The following is a 16,370-nucleotide window of genomic DNA, read 5'->3' on the forward strand; positions in this document are numbered from 1 at the left end:
ACGCGGCATTATGAATGGAGGCTCCCATGACCCTGAAACGCACGGTGGCGACCGTCGCCCTGGCCCTGTCCGCCACGGCGGCAACGGCCAACGAGAAAGTCACGTTTGGCACCAACTGGGTGCCGGAGGCAGAACATGGCGGCTATTATCAGGCTGCGGCGGATGGAACGTACGAAGCGTGCGGTCTGGACGTGACCATCGTGCCCGGCGGCCCGCAGGTGAATAACCGCGCGCTGCTGATGGCGGGCAAGCTTGACTTCAACATGTCGGGCAACCTTCTGCTACCGTTCGCGGCGGTGCAGCAAGGCATCCCGCTGAAGGTCGTCGCCGCCCATTTCCAAAAAGAGCCGCAGGTTCTGATGACCCATCCGGGCCGCGTGAACAGCTTCGAAGAGCTGAAAACCCTGCCCAAGCTTTTGATCGGGGATAACGGGTTTCAGTCCTACTTTCAGTGGATGATCACCGAGTTCGGCTTCTCCGCGGAACAGCGCGTGCCCTATACGTTCAACTCGGCGCCCTTCATTGCCGACCCCGACGCCGCCCAGCAGGGATATGTGACGTCCGAGCCTTTCGCGATCAAGCGCGAGGGCGGCTTTGACCCGGATATCTATGTCATCGCCGACGAAGGGTTCAACACCTACGCCACGCTGGTCGAAACCATGCAGGCCACGATCGATGAAAAGCCGGACGCGGTGAAATGTTTCGTCGAAGGGTCGTCGATCGGCTGGGCGAATTACCTTTACGGCGATCCGACGTTGGGCAATGCGCTGATCCAGTCGCAAAACCCGGATATGAGCGACGAGCAACTGGCCTATTCGATCGAAGCGATGAAGAAATACGGCATCGTCGACAGCGGCATTGCGCTGGAACTGGGGATCGGGGCAATGTCCGCGGAAACCATCGAAGATTTCTATGACAAGATGGTCGCGTCAAAGGTGATCGAGCCGGGTCTGGATCTGTCCAGTGTGTATACGCTGGACTTTTCGAACACCGGCGCCGCACTTCCGGTCAAGAAAAAGCTTCTGGGCGAATAATTGGCAATACCAGCGAAACGGGCCCCGAATGGTGTGGCCCGTTTCGTCATCTAAGGACGGAGATCCCGATGGCAACTGCGCCCGCGCCGCTTCCGCTTGGCCAACGGCCCAAAGTTTTGGAAATGGTCAATGTGGATAAGGTATTTGGTGGCGATGTTGTCGCGTTGAAGGATATGGCCCTGACCGTCAATCAGGGCGATTTCATTTCCCTGCTGGGGCCGTCCGGCTGTGGCAAATCCACCGCGCTGCGGCTGATCGCCGGGCTGATGCGCCCGACCACGGGCGCGATCCGCTGGGAAGGCGGGCAGGGGCAGGGCGATCTGGGCGTGGTGTTTCAGGAACCGACCCTGATGCCCTGGGCCACGGTGGCGCAGAATGTCTGGCTGCCGTTCCGTCTGCGCGGCAAGACCTATAACGCGGTCCGCGACGAGGTGCTTGAGGCGCTGCGCCTGGTCGGGCTGGAGAAGTTCCTGAATTCCTATCCGCGCGAGTTGTCGGGCGGCATGAAGATGCGGGTTTCGATTGCCCGCGCGCTGGTGACCCGGCCCCGGCTGATCCTGATGGATGAACCCTTTGCCGCGCTGGACGAAATCACCCGGCAAAAGCTGAACAACGATCTGCTGGACCTGAAGGCCAAGATCGGCTGCACGGTGATCTTCGTGACCCATTCGGTGTTCGAAAGCGTCTTTCTGTCCGACCGCATCGTGGTGATGGCGGCGCGGCCGGGCCGGGTCAGCAGCGAGATGTCCATCGACGTGCCCTATCCGCGCAATGAGTCGTTCCGCACCTCGGCCGGCTATGCCGCGCTGTGCCGCGATACCTCGGACGCACTGGTGACCGCGATCGGAGAGCACGCATGAGTGTGACGGAGATAGAAGTGCCCGTCCCGGTGACCGTGGACGAGGAAGAGCTGCGCCACGCCCGTGCCCGCCGGTTCGAGACCGTGGGGAAATGGCTGCTGCCGATGCTGGTGCTGATCGGCGCGGTCGGCCTGTGGGACCGCATCGTGGTGTGGAACGAGATCCCGCATTACATCCTGCCCGGCCCGGGTCTGGTGCTGGAAACCCTGATCAAGGATTGGCCGATCCTGTTCGATTCACTTCTGGTGACCTTGCAGATCACCCTGATGGCGCTGGCCGTGGCGGTGATCGGCGGGGTCGGGCTGGCGGTGCTGTTCACCCAAAGCCGCCTGGTCGAGATGTCGTTCTATCCGTTCGCGGTGATCTTGCAGGTCACGCCGGTGGTGTCGATCGCGCCGCTGATCTTCATCTATGTCGATAACCGGATGGCGGGGCTGTTGTTGTGCGCGTGGATCGTGGCCTTCTTTCCGATCCTGTCGAACACTACGCTGGGGTTGAATTCGACCGACCACAACCTGCGCGACCTATACAAGATCTACGGCGCCACGCGCTGGCAGCGGCTGCGCTTTTTGCAGTTGCCGACCGCGCTGCCCTATTTTCTGGGTGGGTTGCGGATCGCGGGTGGCCTGTCGCTGATCGGGGCGGTGGTGGCGGAATACGTGGCCGGCACCGGCGGCATCGGTTCCGGCCTGGCATTCCGCATTCTGGAGGCAGGCTACCGGCTGAACATCCCACGCATGTTCGCGGCACTTTTGCTGATCGCCGGGTCGGGCGTGGTGATCTTTGCGGGCCTGTCATTTCTCAGCCATATGCTGCTGCGAAAATGGCATGAAAGTGCACTCAAAAGGGAGGGTTGATGGATTTTCGCGTTCTGCCCAGCGGCGCTGTGACACTAAAGAACCTCAAGACCCCCGCCTGCCTGCTGGGACAACACGAAGACCTCATACCCCTTGATCTGACGATCGAAGACGGGCGCATCACCGACAGCGGCGCCGGCGATGCGGTGGACATGGGCGGCGCCATCGTCTTTCCCGCCTTCGTCGATATGCACACCCATCTGGACAAGGGCCATATCTGGGACCGCGCGCCCAACCCCGACGGCACCTTCATGGGGGCGCTGGCCACGGTGGCCGAAGACCGCGCCGCCAACTGGTCGGCCGACGATGTGCGCCGCCGGATGGATTTCGCGCTGCGCTGCGCCTGGGCGCATGGCACCGGCGCGATCCGCACCCATCTGGACAGCCTCGCGCCGCAGGATGAAATCAGTTTCCCCATCTTCCGCGAATTGCGGGAAGACTGGGCCGGGCGCATCGCGCTGCAGGCGTCGTGCCTGGTGTCGATCGAGAACGTGGCCGAGGATAATTTCTTTGCCCGCACCGCCGATATCGTGGCGCAAAGCGGGGCCACCTTGGGCATGGTCAGCTATCCGGTTCCCGATCTGAAGGCGCGCATCCAGACCTTCTTTCGCATGGCCGCCGCGCGCGGGCTGGACACCGACATGCATGTGGACGAAAGCATTGACCCCTCGGTGTCCACGCTGCGGGTGATCGCCGAGACCAAGCTGGAAATGGGCTTCGACGCGCCGCTGACCGTGGGGCACTGCTGTTCGCTGTCGGTGCAGGACACGGCCGAGGCGCTGCATACGCTTGATCTGGTCGCCAAGGCGGGGATCAACGTGGTCAGCCTGCCGATGTGCAACATGTATTTGCAGGACCGCGTGCCGGGCCGCACGCCGCGGCTGCGCGGGGTCACATTGGTGCATGAGATGAAGGCGCGCGGGATCAATGTGTCCTTCGCGTCGGACAACACCCGCGATCCGTTCTATGCCTATGGCGATCTCGACATGATCGAGGTGATGCGCCAGGCCACGCGGATCAGCCATCTGGATCATTCCGATCCCGACTGGCCTGCGGCGTTCCTGACCAACCCGGCCCGCGCCTGCGGCTTCGATCTGCCCTCGCTCGCGCCGGGGGCGCCCGCCGATCTGGTGATCTGCAAGGCCCGCAGTTGGACCGAACTGTTCGCCCGCCCGCAATCCGACCGCATCGTGCTGCGCGCGGGCCGCGCGATCGACCGCACATTGCCCGATTATTCCGAACTCGACGATCTGATGAGGTGAGCCATGAAACCCAATGTTGCCGCCGCAAAGGCCGCGCTGTCGCATATCGAGATGGACGAAAGCCCCAACGCGATCCGTGCCAAAAGCCGGGATTTCTTTTGGTATTCGCCGGTGCTGAAGGCGCGGCTGGATCACGTTCTGGCCGATTTCGTGGTGATCCCGAAATCAGAGGCCGAAGTGATCGAGGTGCTGAAGATCTGCTATGCCCATGACGTGCCGGTTACGGTGCGCGGCGCGGGCACAGGCAATTACGGCCAGGCGATGCCGCTGGCCGGCGGTTGCGTCATCCACATGAAGAATTTCGCATCGGTCAAGGAAATTCACCCCGGCCGCGTGGTGGCCGAACCGGGCTGCATCATCAAGGATCTGGATGCCGAGACAAAGGCCAAGTCGGGGCAGGAACTGCGCATGATGCCCTCGACCGCCGCCACCGCCACCATCGGCGGGTTCATCGCCGGTGGCTCGGGCGGGGTCGGGTCGGTCAAATGGGGCGCGCTGCGCGATCTGGGCAATATCATCCGCCTGCGCGTGGTCACGATGGAGGCAGAGCCGCGCGTGCTGGACTTCCGGGGCGAGGAACTGGCCCGCGTCAGCCATGCCTACGGCACCAACGGCATCATCACCGAAATCGAGATGCCGCTGGCCCCGGCCTATGACTGGGTCGACATGTTCGTGGCTTTCGATGCCTTTCCCGATGCCGCCCAATATGCCGCCGATCTGGCCAATGAGGACGGAATCGTGATCAAGCTGGCCTCGGTCTATGAGGCGCCGATCGCGCATTCCTATTTCCAGCGGGTGAAGCCGCATGTCACGCCGGGCGATCATCTGGTCGGGTTGATGGTGGCGCCGCATTCACTGGATGCATTCGACACGTTCACCGCCCGTCGCCCGGCGGCGCGGGTCATTTTCCGGTCCGATGACAACGACTGGCCGCGCGACCCCGGCCCGGTGTTCGAGCATGGCTGGAACCACACCACCCTGCGCGCGCTGAAATTCAAACCCTCGGTGACCTATCTTCAGGTGCGCTATTCCTTCCCCCGGCATCTGGAGCTGGTGGAAAAGGTGCGCGCGACCTTCGGGGCCGAGGTTTTGCAGCATCTGGAGGTGATGCGCGAGAACGGCAAGGTGATGTTCGCGGGCCTGCCGATCGTTGAATATACCAGCGACGAACGGCTGGAAGAGATCGTGAAGCTGCACGAGGATATGGGCTGTATGATCTTCAACCCGCACCGCTATACGCTGGAGGAAGGCGGGCGCCAGTCCACGGATGCCCGGCAGTTGAATTTCAAGCGCGAGGCCGACCCCAAGGGCCTGCTGAATCCCGGCAAGATGATCGCCTGGGACGATCCCGACTGGGACTATGCCGGGATTTATGATTACCCCGGACTGCAGGTGGCCGAATGACCCGCGCGCTGATCCTGTATGCCCATCCCTGCCCGGAAAGCTATAACGCCGCCGTGCACAAGGTCGTGGTCGAAACGCTGTTGGCCAAGGGGTGGGAGGTCGACGATTGCGACCTGAACGCCGAAGGGTTTCAGGCGGTTCTGACCGAAGAGGAACGGCGCGGCTATCACGACGAGCCCGACAATATCGAACCCGTCCGGGACTATGTCGAACGGCTGCGGGCGGCGGATGCGCTGGTGATGGTCTTTCCGGTGTGGAACTTCGGCTATCCCGCGATCCTGAAGGGGTTTCTGGACCGGGTGTTCCTGCCGGGCGTGTCGTTCAAGCTGATTGACGGTAAGGTGAAACCGAACCTGACCCATATCCGCAAGCTGGCGGCGGCCACCACCTATGGCGGCACAAGGCTGCGGGCCTTTATGGCGGGCGATCCGCCGCGCAAATGCGTCACCCGCGCGGTCTGGCATGTCTGCCGTCCCGACAAGATGCGCTATCTTGCGCTGTACGATCTGAACCGCGCCACGGATGCGGACCGCGCCCGCCATCTGGACCGCGTGAAACGGGAAATGGAGGCACTTTGAGATGCGAGCCCTGGTCATCTATTGCCACCCGCGCCCCGACAGTTTCACCGCCGCCGTGCGCGACGTGGTGCTGGAACGGCTGCGCGCCGCAGGCGCCGAAATCCGGCTGAGCGATCTTTATGCGCGCGCGTTTCCCCCGGCGATGTCGGGGGACGAGCATTCGGGCTATCTGGACGTGCCCGCCAACCGCGCGCCGGTGGAACAGGACTGCCGCGATCTGGAATGGGCCGATACGCTGATCTTTGTCTATCCGACCTGGTGGTACGGGCTGCCCGCGATGCTGAAGGGCTGGCTGGACCGGTCATTGCTGCCCGATCTGGCCTTCATCATGCCCAAGGCCGAGGGCGAGACGATCCGCCCCGGCCTGACCCATATCACCAAGCTGGGCGTGTTCACCACCTGCGGTGCCAGCCGGTTGCTGACGTGGTTCGTGGGCGCGCCGGGGCGGCGGACCCTGCTGCGCGGTGTCGGGCTGATCTGTGCGCCGCGCCGGCGCACCGCCTTTGCCGCGCATTACCTGATGGACAGCTCGACCCCCGCAAGTCGCGCGCGGCATCTGTCGCTGGTCGCCCGGCGGGTGGACCGGCTGATCGCGGCCCGCCCGCCCAAAGGTGCGCCTGTGCGCGCGTTGGCGGCATGATCCCGGTTCTGGATTGGCAGCGTTTCGCGGGCGGCGCTGACCGCGCGGGCTTTGTCGCCGATCTGGGGCACGCCTGCCGCGAGACCGGGTTTTTCCTGCTGTCGGGCCACGGCGTGCCCGAGGCGCTGATCGCCGATGTGTTCGCACAGGCGGATGCGTTCTTTGCACAGCCTGTGGCAGCCAAGGCGCCGCTTGATATCCGCCGCAGCCCGCACAACCGGGGCTGGGCCGCGCAAGGGTCCGAGGCACTGGACGAGGCCAGCGGCCAGATCGACCAGAAAGAGGCGTTCAACGTGGGGCTGGACCTGCCTGCCGACGACCCGCGCGTACTGGCTGGTGCGCCGTTCCGGGGCGTCAATGTCTGGCCCGACCTGCCGGGGTTCCGCGACACGATGCTGGCTTATTACGATGCGGTCTGGAAACTGGGCGTGGATCTGCACGCGGCGTTCGAGGATGAACTGGGCCTGCCCTCGGGTTTCTTCGCCCCGCATTTCAGCGCGCCGATGGCCACGCTGCGGGTGCTGCACTATCCGCCCGCCACCGGCGGGATCGGGGCCGGGGCGCATAGCGATTACGGCTCGGTCACACTGCTACTGACCGACGGGGTGGCGGGGCTTCAGGTGAAACCGCGCGGCGGCGACTGGATGGATGTGCCGCATGTGCCCGGTGCCTTTGTCGTCAATATCGGTGATTGCCTGATGCGCTGGACCAATGACATCTATGTCTCTACCCCGCACCGGGTGCTGCCGCCCAGGACCCAGCGCCGATCGGTCGCCTTTTTCCTGGACCCCAATCCTGATAGTATCATTGCAGCCCTGCCCGGCACGGGGGCGGCGAAATATCCCGCCATTTCCGGTGCCGATTATCTGCGCGCGCGGCTTGACGCCACCTATTCGCCGGAGACATCCCCATGAAACGCCTCGACTGGGCCCAGTACCGCACGACCGAATTCGCGGACATGGATCCCGCCAAGACCATTGCCATCCTGCCCACCGCCGCGATCGAGCAGCACGGCCCGCATCTGCCCACCGGCACCGACACGATGATCGCCAACGGCATGTTGGCGCAGTTGCGGGACACCTGCCCGGACGATCTGGATATCCTGATCCTGCCGGTGCAGGCGGTCGGCAAATCGAACGAGCATATCCATGCCCCCGGCACCCTGACGCTGTCGGCCGAAACCGCGCTGAAAGCCTGGGTCGAGATCGGGTTGTCGGTGGCGCGGGCGGGCCTGCGCAAGATCGTGATCGTCAACAGCCATGGCGGTAACCTTGACCTGATTTCGATCCTGTCGCGCGAATTGCGGGTGCGGGCGGGGATGCTGGCGGTGAAATGCCAATGGGGCGCGTTCGGGCATCCCGCGGATATGTATAGCGATCATGAGCGCGCCTTCGGCATTCATGGCGGCGATGTGGAAACCTCGCTGATGCTGGCCTTTTGCCCCGACTGTGTGGACATGCTCGAGGCGCGGAATTTCGGCTCCACCGCCGAGGGCGCGCCGATCCCGCCCATCGGGCCGGTGTCCTATGGCTGGGTGTCCAGCGATCTGAACCCGGCGGGCACGGTCGGCGATGCCACGATCGCCACGGCGGCCAAGGGACATGCGACCTGCGCCCATCAGGTGGCCGGGTTCGTCGATCTGCTGCGCAAGATGCGCGACCTGCCGCTGGACAGCTTCGCACCCACCGCCCGCTAAAGCGGCAAGGCCGCCCGGCGGCTGCACACAGAGTGGTCAAAGCGGCCTTTTGGTGGCCGTTGCGGGGGCAGGTCCTTGGCGTCCGGCACGCCTTTGGGTATTTCTGGCCACGAGTAGAAGCCGGAGGCGCGCCCGCGTCAGACATTGCTCATTGGTTTGACACTGCCGCAAGGCGAACCGATGCGCGCTTCTTCACCGTCTCCTTTGCGCTCTGTTTGCCCCGGCATCCCAGGATGGAGACTGAGCATGACCTATGGAATGAAAGAACTGAACCAAGAGACGAAGATCGGCGGCAAGGGCGCCGAGGTTGACCGCGACATCCCCCGCATCGACATGTCGGATTTCTTTGCCCGCAAGGCTGAAATCACCGAGGCATTGTGGCAGGCCGCCACCGGTATCGGGTTCTTCCAGCTTGAAAATCACGGCATTCCGCAATCGCTGATCGACGACGCCTTCGCCCTGTCCGAGCGGTTCTTTGGCCTTGGCGCGGATACCAAGGCGCAATATCCGCTGAAGCCCGGCACCAATGCGGGCTGGGAATACAAGGCGCAGGTGCGGCCCTCCACCGGGACGGCGGATCAGAAGGAAAGCTATCAGATCACCCTGCCGCGCATGTCGGGTCTGTGGCCCACGGGGGCCGAGCTGCCCGGCTTCAAGGCGACGGTGCTGGCGTTCGAGCGGGCGAACTGGGCGCTGGGCATGAAGGTGCTGTCGTGCTTTGCGGACAAGCTGGGCTTTGGCCCGGATTTCTTTACCGATGGCCATGACCCGCTGGTACCTGAATACCAATCCACCCTGCGGTTGATTCACTATCTGGAAATGGAGGGCGCCAAGCCCGAGGATTTCGAATTCTGGCGCGCCGGCGCCCATACCGATTTCGACTGTCTGACGCTGCTGCATCAGCGCGCGGGGCAGGGCGGGCTGCAACTGTGCCCTGGCAAGGAGGCGGACGCGCTGGCCTGGACCGACGTGCCGCCGCTGCCCGGTATCGTGACCTGCAATATCGGCGATATGCTGATGCGCTGGTCCGACGACAAGCTGCTGTCGACCCTGCACCGGGTGCGGATGCCGAAACCGGGCGAATATATGGGCCCGCGCTATTCCATCGCGTTTTTCTGCCAGGGCAACACCGACACGGTGATCGAAGGGCCCGAGGGGCGCTATGCGCCGATCACCGCAAAGGATTACATCCTGGAACGGCTGGGCGCGAATTTCAAAAAATAGGCGCGGCTATTCCTTTATATAGGGTTTGCCGTCCGCGGCCGGCGCCCTGCTGCGGCCAACCAGTCCGGCCACCACGATGATCGTGGCGATATAGGGCGACATCGCCAGAAACTCGGACGGGATCGGGGTTTGCAGCAGCGCCAGCTTTTGCTGAAGCGAATCCGTGAACCCGAAGATCAGCGCGGCCATCAGCGCGCCCACAGGGTGCCAGCGCCCGAAGATCATCGCGGCCAGCCCGATATAGCCGCGCCCGCCGGTCATGTTTTCGTCGAACCGCCCGACCGACCCCAGCGTGAACCACGCCCCGCCAAAGCCCGCGACCATGCCGCCCAGAATGACGTTGATATAGCGGATCCGGTACACATTGATGCCCAGCGTGTCGGCGGCGCGCGGATGCTCGCCCACAGCGCGGGCGCGCAGCCCGCTGCGCGTATAGAACAGGTAATAAGTCGCCACGGCGACCATGACCAAGGTGCCATAGACAAAGATGTTCTGGTTGAAGAACATCGGCCCGATCACCGGGATATCGCCCAGAACCGGGATCTTGATGGACCGGAACACGGCGGCGTTGTTCAGATAGCGATGCTCCTGAAACACCTGACTGCTGACGTAACTGGTCACCCCCGCGACGAACAAGTTTATCACCACCCCCGCGATGATCTGATCCATCCGATAAGTCACCACCAGCGCGGCGAGGATAAAGCCGAAAATGCCGCCGATCACCACCGCCGACAACAGCCCGCCCCAGCCGCCGATCAGCGATCCCATCAGCGCCCCGGTAAAGGCGCCGGCCAGCAGCATCCCCTCGATCGCGATATTGGTCACGGCCACGCGTTCGCACAACACCCCGGCCAGCCCGCCCAGTGCGATCGGCACTGCCCGCACCATGGTGGCCTGCAGCATCCCGGTCAGCGAAAACGACTTGTCCGCCGTCGCCCAGACCAGAAACGCCGCCACCGCCAGCGCCAGCCCGAAACCAAGCGACAGCGCGGTCCAGCGCCCGCCGCCGCGCAGGAACTGACGCGCGCCAAGAAAGCCCAGCAGCGCCGCGACGACATAGGTGAAGGGGGCCGCCGGAACCACCAGATTGGGCACCACGATCGGATCGGTGGCGCGCGACAGGCGGAAGGTGGCATCGCCGGTGGTGCCCATGCCGAATACGAAGGCCACGAAGATCGCAAGGGCGATAAGAACGACGCCCGTGACCCGCGCCCGTCTTTGCGCGGCGGTGTCGACCTTGCGGTCCTCAAGGGGCATGGTTTCAGTCGTGCTGGTCATTTCCGGCCTCCCTCACGCGTACCTGCCCGGCGAAAGCCCCATGGAAAGAGCGACCGCACCAGCAGGGGTGCCGCGATGAACACGATAATCAGCGCCTGAATGATGCCGATCAGGTCGATGCTGACGCCCGCATCCACCTGCATCTGCCGCCCGCCGGCCTCCAGCGCGCCAAAAAGCAGCCCGGCGAACAGCACCCCCAACGGGTGCGACCGGCCCAGCAGCGCCACCGCAAGCGCGTCGAACCCGATCCCGGCGGAAAAGCCGGGCGTGGCGCGGCCCAGCACGCCCAGCACCTGATTGGCCCCGGCCAGCCCGGCCAGCGCACCCGCCGACGCCATGGCGAACACGATCAGAACGCCCGACCGCATCCCGGCATAGCGCGCGGCCTCGGGGCTTTCGCCGCTGGCGCGGAATTCGAACCCGAGCTTGGTGCGAAACAGGATCCAGTACACCACCGCCACCGCGATCAGCATCAGGAAGACACCGGCATGAACCCGCAGGTTCGGATCGAGCCAGTCCAGCAGGCGCGGCAATTCGGCATGGGGCGGCACCGATTTCGAGATCGGATCGGCGCGGCCTTCTTTCTGAATCACCGGCAGTCGCAGCATATAGTCGATCAGCCGATAGGAAATCAGGTTCAGCATGATGGTCGAGATCACCTCATGCGCGCCGGTCGTCGCCCGCAGCCACCCCGCGATCGAGGCATAAAGCCCCCCCGCCAGCGCCCCGGCCAACAGGCAGGACGGCATCAGAATGGCAAACGGTAGCCCCGGAAAGCTGAACCCCATGATCACCGCAGCCATGCCACCCATCAGGATCTGGCCCTCGGCCCCGATATTGAACAGCCCGGCCCGGAACCCCAGCGCCAGGCCCAGACCGGCCAGAACCAGCGGCGTGGCCGAGGTCAGGGTTTCGGAAATCGCGTTGAGCGATCCAAGCGAGCCTACGACCAGGGCGATATAGGACCGGCCGATCGTCGCGATATCGACATTGGTCGCCAGCATCGTCAACGCGCCCAGGATCAGGGCCGCGATCACCGCGATGATCGGCACCAGGATCAGTTCTTCGAATTCGGCACGCCCCGGCGCGGCCTTTTCAAGCAGCTTGCGGCTGGTGTCGTCCAGGGATGTCTGATCGCTCATGCCGCCGCTCCTGCCATGGCAAGGCCGATGGCGGATTTGTCCGCCGGGCCATGCGTTGCGTCGAATTCGGCCACGATGCGGCCCTTGTACATCACCAGAATCCGGTCAGAAAGCGCCATGATCTCGTCCAGTTCGGACGACACGATCAGCACACCGTCACCTTCGGCCCGCGCATCCATCAGCCGTTTGTGGATATATTCGATCGACCCGACATCAAGCCCCCGGGTCGGCTGCGCGGCGATTGCGAACTTGGTGTCGCGCGACAGTTCGCGCGCGACGATCAGCTTTTGCTGGTTGCCGCCCGAAAGCGTTCCCGCCGGGGCAAAGACCGACGGCGTGCGCACGTCGAATTCGGTCGCGGAGCGGGCCGCGCTTTCATTCACCTTCTGCCACAGAATATGCGGCCCCGAGGAAAACCGGTCGTCGTAATACGTATCCAGCACCATGTTCTCGGCCACCGAAAAGTTGGGGATCAGGCCCATGAGCTGACGGTCTTCGGGGATATGGGCAATGCCCATGCGGTGCCGTGCGCGGACGGATGCGTGGGTGATGTCGCGGTCCAGGAACCGGATTTCACCATGTGCCACCCGCCGCAGCCCGGTCAGCGCCTCGATCAGCGCGGACTGGCCGTTGCCCTGCACCCCGGCGATGCCGACCACCTCGCCGCTTCTGACAGACAGGCTTATGTGATCGACCGCGACGTCGTCGTTTTCGTGCAGCACGGTCAGGTCACGCACGTCCAGCAGGGTGGGGCCAGGCACAGACGGCGTTTTGGTCACGCCCAGGCTGACGGCGCGTCCGACCATCATTTCGGCCAGTTCGGCCGGTTTCACCTGTTTGGGGTCGCCTTCGCCGACGATCTGGCCGCCGCGCAGCACACTGATACGGTCGGAGATTTCCAGAATCTCGTTCAGCTTGTGGGTGATGAAGATCAGCGCCTTGCCCGCGTCGCGCAGCGATTTGACGATCTCGAAAAACTCGGTCACCTCCTGCGGGGTCAGCACGGCGGTCGGCTCGTCCAGGATCAGCACATCGGCCGAGCGGAACAGAACCTTGATGATCTCGACCCGCTGCTGCACCCCGACCGGCAGGGTTTCGACCAGCGCGTCCGGGTCCACCTCCAGCCCATATTTTTCCTTGATCTCGCGCACCTGTTTGCGCGCGGTCTGCAGGTCCAGAAAATCCAGCCGGCCGGTGGGTTCCACCCCCAGGATGACGTTTTCGGCCACCGTGAACACCGGCACCAGCATGAAATGCTGGTGTACCATGCCGATCCCCGCCGCATTCGCATCGCCCGGCCCGTTGAACGTGACCGGCGTGCCGTCGATCACGATCTCGCCCTCGTCCGGGCGGTAGAGGCCGCACAGCACATTCATCAGCGTCGATTTCCCGGCGCCATTCTCGCCCAGAAGGCCCAGAACCTCGCCGCCGCGGATTGTCAGGTTCACACCCGAATTGGCGACGACCTCGCCGAAGCGTTTGGTGATACCGCGCAGCTCGACATCCATGGGAAGGCTCCGTTGATATATGGAACAGGAAAGGCTTCCCTGAACCGGGAAGCCTTGGGGCCGGGGGTTATTCGCCGATCTTGATCGACCCGTCGATCAGCCCGGCGCGGATCACGGCAAGCTCTTGCTTCAGCTCGTCGGACACGAAGCGATCCATGTCATGGAAGGGCGCCAGATCGACGCCGCCATTGTCAAGCGTCCCGACGATATTGCCGCCTTCGAACGTGCCGTCCATCGCGCGCTTGATCACATCCATCACGGTGGCGTCCATGCGCTTGGTGATCGAGGTCAGATAGACATGCTGCTTTTCCGGGTCGGTCAGATAGAGGTCGGCATCCACGCCGACGATCTTCAGCCTTTCCGGTCCCAGTTCGTCGGCCAGCGCCGCCGACCCCAGGCCGACCGGCCCGGCCACCGGAAGCACGATATCCGCGCCTTCGTCATACAGGTTCTGCGCAAAGGCGCGCCCGTCATCGAGCGAGTCGAAATTGTTGGTGAACAACCCCTCGCCGGCGGCAGGGTTCCAGCCCAGAACGGTCACATCGGTGCCCTTCTGCTGGTTGTAATACTCTGCCCCGTAATAGAACCCGTCCATGAAGATCGTGACGGTCGGGATGTTGATCCCGCCGAAGACACCCAGAACGCCGGTTTCGGACACGCCTGCCGCCAGATAGCCGGCCAGAAAGGCGGCCTCGTCGGTGGCATAAATCTGGCCCATGATGTTGGGCACGACCGGATCATAGGAATAGTCGACGATCGAGAATTTCTGATCCGGGTTCGCCTCGGCCGCGTTCCGGGTTGCGTCACCCAGCAGGAAGCCCACGGTGATGATCACATCGCACTGGCCGCCCAGAAGCGAATTGATATTGGCCTCGTAATCGGTTTCGGCCTGCGATTCCAGAAAGCGCCCGTCGATGCCAAGCTCCTGCTGCGCGTCCAGAACGCCTTTCCATGCGGTCTGGTTGAAGCTGTTGTCGTCGATCCCGCCGGTATCGGTGACCTGACACGCGGTGAAGGCCGCAGCGGTCGCAACCGACGCCAAAAGCATCGCCGGCGCGATGGCAAACCCCGAGGTAATTTCGTTGAGCCGTTTCACAGTGACCTCCTGATTGTCTGTTCCGCCGAAATTCTGAAAAAGCATCTGTTCCCCGCAGCTCTATCGCGCGGCGGAACCTGCGCACCTTTCCCCGACGCTAGCTGCGGGGTCAGGTCGCGGATATGATCTGTATCAAGAACTGCGTTTGGCGGGCGGTGGAAAACACATGCACCTTGCCCGGGTCAAGCGTGGCTTTGACGATATGTGGGAAGGCTGCGATAGCGGAGGCCCGCTTGGACACAAACCCCATCGGCGGCCGCTTTGTATCGTAGTTGTTTTGCGAAAGGGTCATCGTGGTGCCACATCCGGTTCAACGCCCGTGTCCGCCGAGTATCCGGGACGCATGGTGCTGGGCGATTTTCCAACCCTGATCGGTTTCTACGAGGCAGAAAGTAATTCTGTAATTCTGAAGTTCGATCTCTCCGTTGTAAAACACGGTGAAATCGACATAGGAGGATGCGAGGATCACGCCCTCCGCCACGAACCGGGCCTGCCGCTCGAAGAAATCGGCCTTGCGCAGATAGCCTTCGGGAACCTCGTCGAAATAGTGCCTGATATTCTCGCGGCCGACATGGAGGTGCGGGGTGGACCCAAAGAAGAACGCGTCTTCGGTATAGATATCGAGCGTGCGTTCGGTCGACCCCGAGGCGACGCGCCCGGTCCAGTCGATTTCCATCGCTTGTAGAATTTCCAGGGCCCGGCTGTTGTCAGGCGCTTGGGCGGGCGGGGCGCTGCGTGATTCAGGTTGCCGGGTCATGGTGATGCAAAACTCCACCCGCCACAGACAAGCAAGGTCTGCCCGGTCGTATAGGCCGCCCCCGGCGACAGGAAATAGCCGACGGCGGCGGCAACCTCGGCCGGGGTGCCGGTTCTGCCCATCGGAACGGCGGCCTCCAGCGTCCGCCGCGGGGCGCTGCCGGGCGGGTTGTTGGCGCTCAGCATCTCGGTTTCGATAGCGCCGGGCGCCACGGTATTGGCGGTGATGCCGTGATCCGCAAGTTCCAGTGCCCAGCATTTCGTCATCGCAGCCAGCGCTGCCTTCGCGCCGGCATAGGTGGCAAAGCCCTGCCGGCCGGTGATCGCCTTGCTGCTGATCGAGACGATCCGCCCATGGCCGCGCGCGATCATTGTGGGCAGGCAGAGGCTTACGCATTGCGCTGCGGCCCGCACGTTGAGATCGAAAGTGCGGCGAAACAAGTCGGCCGAGAAATCCGTGCAGGCTTCTCGGGTGCTGCTGCCGGCGTTGTTGACCAGCCCGCCGATGGGGAATTCGGTCAGGATACGGCGGATCACCCGCGCGGTATTTCCCTCGTCCGACAGATCGGCGTGAAAAAGCGGTGCGGGATAGGCGGGATCGTCACGCCGGGCGATGCCCACCACGCGGTGACCGGCTGCAAGAAGGTCGTCGGTGATGGCGCGCCCTATGCCGCGGGTGGCGCCGGTGACAAGGATATGGGGGATGACGTCTTCCATCGGCCTCGCGTCGCCCCGCTGTTTGCCGGTCTCAAGATGATCGGGCGCGTATTTGCGCATGGTATCGGACATATTCGCGCCCATGTAGCTTTCCGTATGTGCCCTGCACGACGCCTTGTGCGCTGGAATGGGGGCGGGCGAAGGCCAAGCCTCCTCTGGCAGCGGTGTCTGCTTTTGGGCACTAACCTATATACTGTAAAAATTTATAAATATAAAAACAAGAGCCATGCGGTGGGCTGCTGATGCGGGTCTGAAATCCTCAGGTATCGTGGGGCAGAACATTCGCGCTTCGCCGTGCCCTGGAGAGGCGTTCTGCCT

At 63.5% G+C, this 16,370-nt stretch carries 17 protein-coding genes; 10 read left to right on the forward strand and 7 right to left on the reverse strand.

Annotated elements, in window-relative coordinates:
- Positions 1–26 precede the first annotated feature (26 nt).
- The 10 genes from ACSR1C_RS13500 to ACSR1C_RS13545 all read left to right on the forward strand — a co-directional run bounded on the left by ACSR1C_RS13500 (position 27) and on the right by ACSR1C_RS13545 (position 9,555).
- Complete coding sequence (locus ACSR1C_RS13500; protein ID WP_460260001.1) at positions 27–1,034, forward strand: ABC transporter substrate-binding protein; 1,008 nt, start codon at positions 27–29, stop codon at positions 1,032–1,034.
- Between the two features lie 68 nt (positions 1,035–1,102).
- The gene (locus ACSR1C_RS13505; RefSeq protein ID WP_460260000.1) at positions 1,103–1,894 is read left to right on the forward strand and encodes an ABC transporter ATP-binding protein; all 792 of its coding nucleotides are present in this window, start codon (positions 1,103–1,105) and stop codon (positions 1,892–1,894) included.
- The gene (locus tag ACSR1C_RS13510) at positions 1,891–2,751 is read left to right on the forward strand and encodes an ABC transporter permease (RefSeq protein WP_460259999.1); all 861 of its coding nucleotides are present in this window, start codon (positions 1,891–1,893) and stop codon (positions 2,749–2,751) included. The genes ACSR1C_RS13505 and ACSR1C_RS13510 overlap by 4 nt, the downstream gene beginning before the upstream one ends.
- On the forward strand, positions 2,751–4,013 hold the full coding sequence (locus ACSR1C_RS13515) for a cytosine deaminase (RefSeq protein ID WP_460259998.1): 1,263 nt from the start codon (positions 2,751–2,753) through the stop codon (positions 4,011–4,013). Before ACSR1C_RS13510 ends, ACSR1C_RS13515 begins: the two co-directional genes overlap by 1 nt.
- A 3-nt stretch (positions 4,014–4,016) precedes the next feature.
- On the forward strand, positions 4,017–5,417 hold the full coding sequence (locus ACSR1C_RS13520; protein WP_460259997.1) for an FAD-binding oxidoreductase: 1,401 nt from the start codon (positions 4,017–4,019) through the stop codon (positions 5,415–5,417).
- Positions 5,414–5,995, forward strand: coding sequence for an NAD(P)H-dependent oxidoreductase (locus ACSR1C_RS13525; protein ID WP_460259996.1), 582 nt, complete (start codon positions 5,414–5,416; stop codon positions 5,993–5,995). The genes ACSR1C_RS13520 and ACSR1C_RS13525 overlap by 4 nt, the downstream gene beginning before the upstream one ends.
- A gap of 1 nt (position 5,996) precedes the next feature.
- Positions 5,997–6,635 (forward strand): NAD(P)H-dependent oxidoreductase, encoded by a 639-nt coding sequence (locus ACSR1C_RS13530; RefSeq protein WP_460259995.1) that lies wholly within the window; start codon positions 5,997–5,999, stop codon positions 6,633–6,635.
- Positions 6,632–7,549 (forward strand): isopenicillin N synthase family dioxygenase, encoded by a 918-nt coding sequence (locus ACSR1C_RS13535; protein WP_460259994.1) that lies wholly within the window; start codon positions 6,632–6,634, stop codon positions 7,547–7,549. Before ACSR1C_RS13530 ends, ACSR1C_RS13535 begins: the two co-directional genes overlap by 4 nt.
- Positions 7,546–8,331 carry a creatininase family protein gene (locus ACSR1C_RS13540; RefSeq protein ID WP_460259993.1) on the forward strand — a complete coding sequence of 262 codons (786 nt, stop codon included), beginning with the start codon at positions 7,546–7,548 and terminating at the stop codon, positions 8,329–8,331. The genes ACSR1C_RS13535 and ACSR1C_RS13540 overlap by 4 nt, the downstream gene beginning before the upstream one ends.
- A 246-nt stretch (positions 8,332–8,577) precedes the next feature.
- Entirely contained in the window at positions 8,578–9,555 is a 978-nt protein-coding gene (locus tag ACSR1C_RS13545; RefSeq protein ID WP_460259992.1) for an isopenicillin N synthase family dioxygenase, read from the forward strand.
- A 6-nt stretch (positions 9,556–9,561) separates the two neighbouring features.
- Here the strand turns inward: ACSR1C_RS13545 and ACSR1C_RS13550 are convergent, their stop codons facing one another.
- The 7 genes from ACSR1C_RS13550 to ACSR1C_RS13580 form a co-directional block, all read right to left on the reverse strand.
- Positions 9,562–10,833 carry an ABC transporter permease gene (locus ACSR1C_RS13550; RefSeq protein ID WP_460259991.1) on the reverse strand — a complete coding sequence of 424 codons (1,272 nt, stop codon included), beginning with the start codon at positions 10,831–10,833 and terminating at the stop codon, positions 9,562–9,564.
- Positions 10,830–11,975 (reverse strand): ABC transporter permease, encoded by a 1,146-nt coding sequence (locus tag ACSR1C_RS13555; RefSeq protein WP_460259990.1) that lies wholly within the window; start codon positions 11,973–11,975, stop codon positions 10,830–10,832. The genes ACSR1C_RS13550 and ACSR1C_RS13555 overlap by 4 nt, the downstream gene beginning before the upstream one ends.
- Positions 11,972–13,483: an ABC transporter ATP-binding protein gene (locus ACSR1C_RS13560; protein WP_460259989.1), complete on the reverse strand. Its 1,512-nt coding sequence runs from the start codon at positions 13,481–13,483 to the stop codon at positions 11,972–11,974. The genes ACSR1C_RS13555 and ACSR1C_RS13560 overlap by 4 nt, the downstream gene beginning before the upstream one ends.
- 67 nt (positions 13,484–13,550) lie before the next feature.
- Positions 13,551–14,579, reverse strand: a complete 1,029-nt coding sequence (locus tag ACSR1C_RS13565; protein ID WP_460259988.1) for a BMP family lipoprotein — start codon at positions 14,577–14,579, stop codon at positions 13,551–13,553.
- A 109-nt stretch (positions 14,580–14,688) separates the two neighbouring features.
- Positions 14,689–14,871, reverse strand: a complete 183-nt coding sequence (locus ACSR1C_RS13570) for a hypothetical protein (protein ID WP_460259987.1) — start codon at positions 14,869–14,871, stop codon at positions 14,689–14,691.
- Positions 14,872–14,889: 18 nt separating this feature from the next.
- Complete coding sequence (locus tag ACSR1C_RS13575) at positions 14,890–15,336, reverse strand: SgcJ/EcaC family oxidoreductase (protein ID WP_460259986.1); 447 nt, start codon at positions 15,334–15,336, stop codon at positions 14,890–14,892.
- Positions 15,333–16,136 carry an SDR family oxidoreductase gene (locus tag ACSR1C_RS13580; protein WP_460259985.1) on the reverse strand — a complete coding sequence of 268 codons (804 nt, stop codon included), beginning with the start codon at positions 16,134–16,136 and terminating at the stop codon, positions 15,333–15,335. Before ACSR1C_RS13580 ends, ACSR1C_RS13575 begins: the two co-directional genes overlap by 4 nt.
- Positions 16,137–16,370: the final 234 nt, after the last annotated feature.

Source organism: Actibacterium sp. D185-2 (assembly GCF_054954595.1).

What these genes read in the sequence shown, in the direction of transcription:
- ACSR1C_RS13570 (WP_460259987.1), bottom strand. Translation starts at nt 14,871, where the DNA reads ATGACCCTTTCGCAAAACAACTACGATACAAAGCGGCCGCCGATGGGG.
- ACSR1C_RS13540 (WP_460259993.1), top strand. Translation starts at nt 7,546, where the DNA reads ATGAAACGCCTCGACTGGGCCCAGTACCGCACGACCGAATTCGCGGAC.
- ACSR1C_RS13530 (WP_460259995.1), top strand. Translation starts at nt 5,997, where the DNA reads ATGCGAGCCCTGGTCATCTATTGCCACCCGCGCCCCGACAGTTTCACC.
- ACSR1C_RS13560 (WP_460259989.1), bottom strand. Translation starts at nt 13,483, where the DNA reads ATGGATGTCGAGCTGCGCGGTATCACCAAACGCTTCGGCGAGGTCGTC.
- ACSR1C_RS13575 (WP_460259986.1), bottom strand. Translation starts at nt 15,336, where the DNA reads ATGACCCGGCAACCTGAATCACGCAGCGCCCCGCCCGCCCAAGCGCCT.
- ACSR1C_RS13525 (WP_460259996.1), top strand. Translation starts at nt 5,414, where the DNA reads ATGACCCGCGCGCTGATCCTGTATGCCCATCCCTGCCCGGAAAGCTAT.
- ACSR1C_RS13550 (WP_460259991.1), bottom strand. Translation starts at nt 10,833, where the DNA reads ATGACCAGCACGACTGAAACCATGCCCCTTGAGGACCGCAAGGTCGAC.
- ACSR1C_RS13535 (WP_460259994.1), top strand. Translation starts at nt 6,632, where the DNA reads ATGATCCCGGTTCTGGATTGGCAGCGTTTCGCGGGCGGCGCTGACCGC.
- ACSR1C_RS13520 (WP_460259997.1), top strand. Translation starts at nt 4,017, where the DNA reads ATGAAACCCAATGTTGCCGCCGCAAAGGCCGCGCTGTCGCATATCGAG.
- ACSR1C_RS13545 (WP_460259992.1), top strand. Translation starts at nt 8,578, where the DNA reads ATGACCTATGGAATGAAAGAACTGAACCAAGAGACGAAGATCGGCGGC.
- ACSR1C_RS13510 (WP_460259999.1), top strand. Translation starts at nt 1,891, where the DNA reads ATGAGTGTGACGGAGATAGAAGTGCCCGTCCCGGTGACCGTGGACGAG.
- ACSR1C_RS13515 (WP_460259998.1), top strand. Translation starts at nt 2,751, where the DNA reads ATGGATTTTCGCGTTCTGCCCAGCGGCGCTGTGACACTAAAGAACCTC.
- ACSR1C_RS13580 (WP_460259985.1), bottom strand. Translation starts at nt 16,136, where the DNA reads ATGGGCGCGAATATGTCCGATACCATGCGCAAATACGCGCCCGATCAT.
- ACSR1C_RS13500 (WP_460260001.1), top strand. Translation starts at nt 27, where the DNA reads ATGACCCTGAAACGCACGGTGGCGACCGTCGCCCTGGCCCTGTCCGCC.
- ACSR1C_RS13505 (WP_460260000.1), top strand. Translation starts at nt 1,103, where the DNA reads ATGGCAACTGCGCCCGCGCCGCTTCCGCTTGGCCAACGGCCCAAAGTT.
- ACSR1C_RS13555 (WP_460259990.1), bottom strand. Translation starts at nt 11,975, where the DNA reads ATGAGCGATCAGACATCCCTGGACGACACCAGCCGCAAGCTGCTTGAA.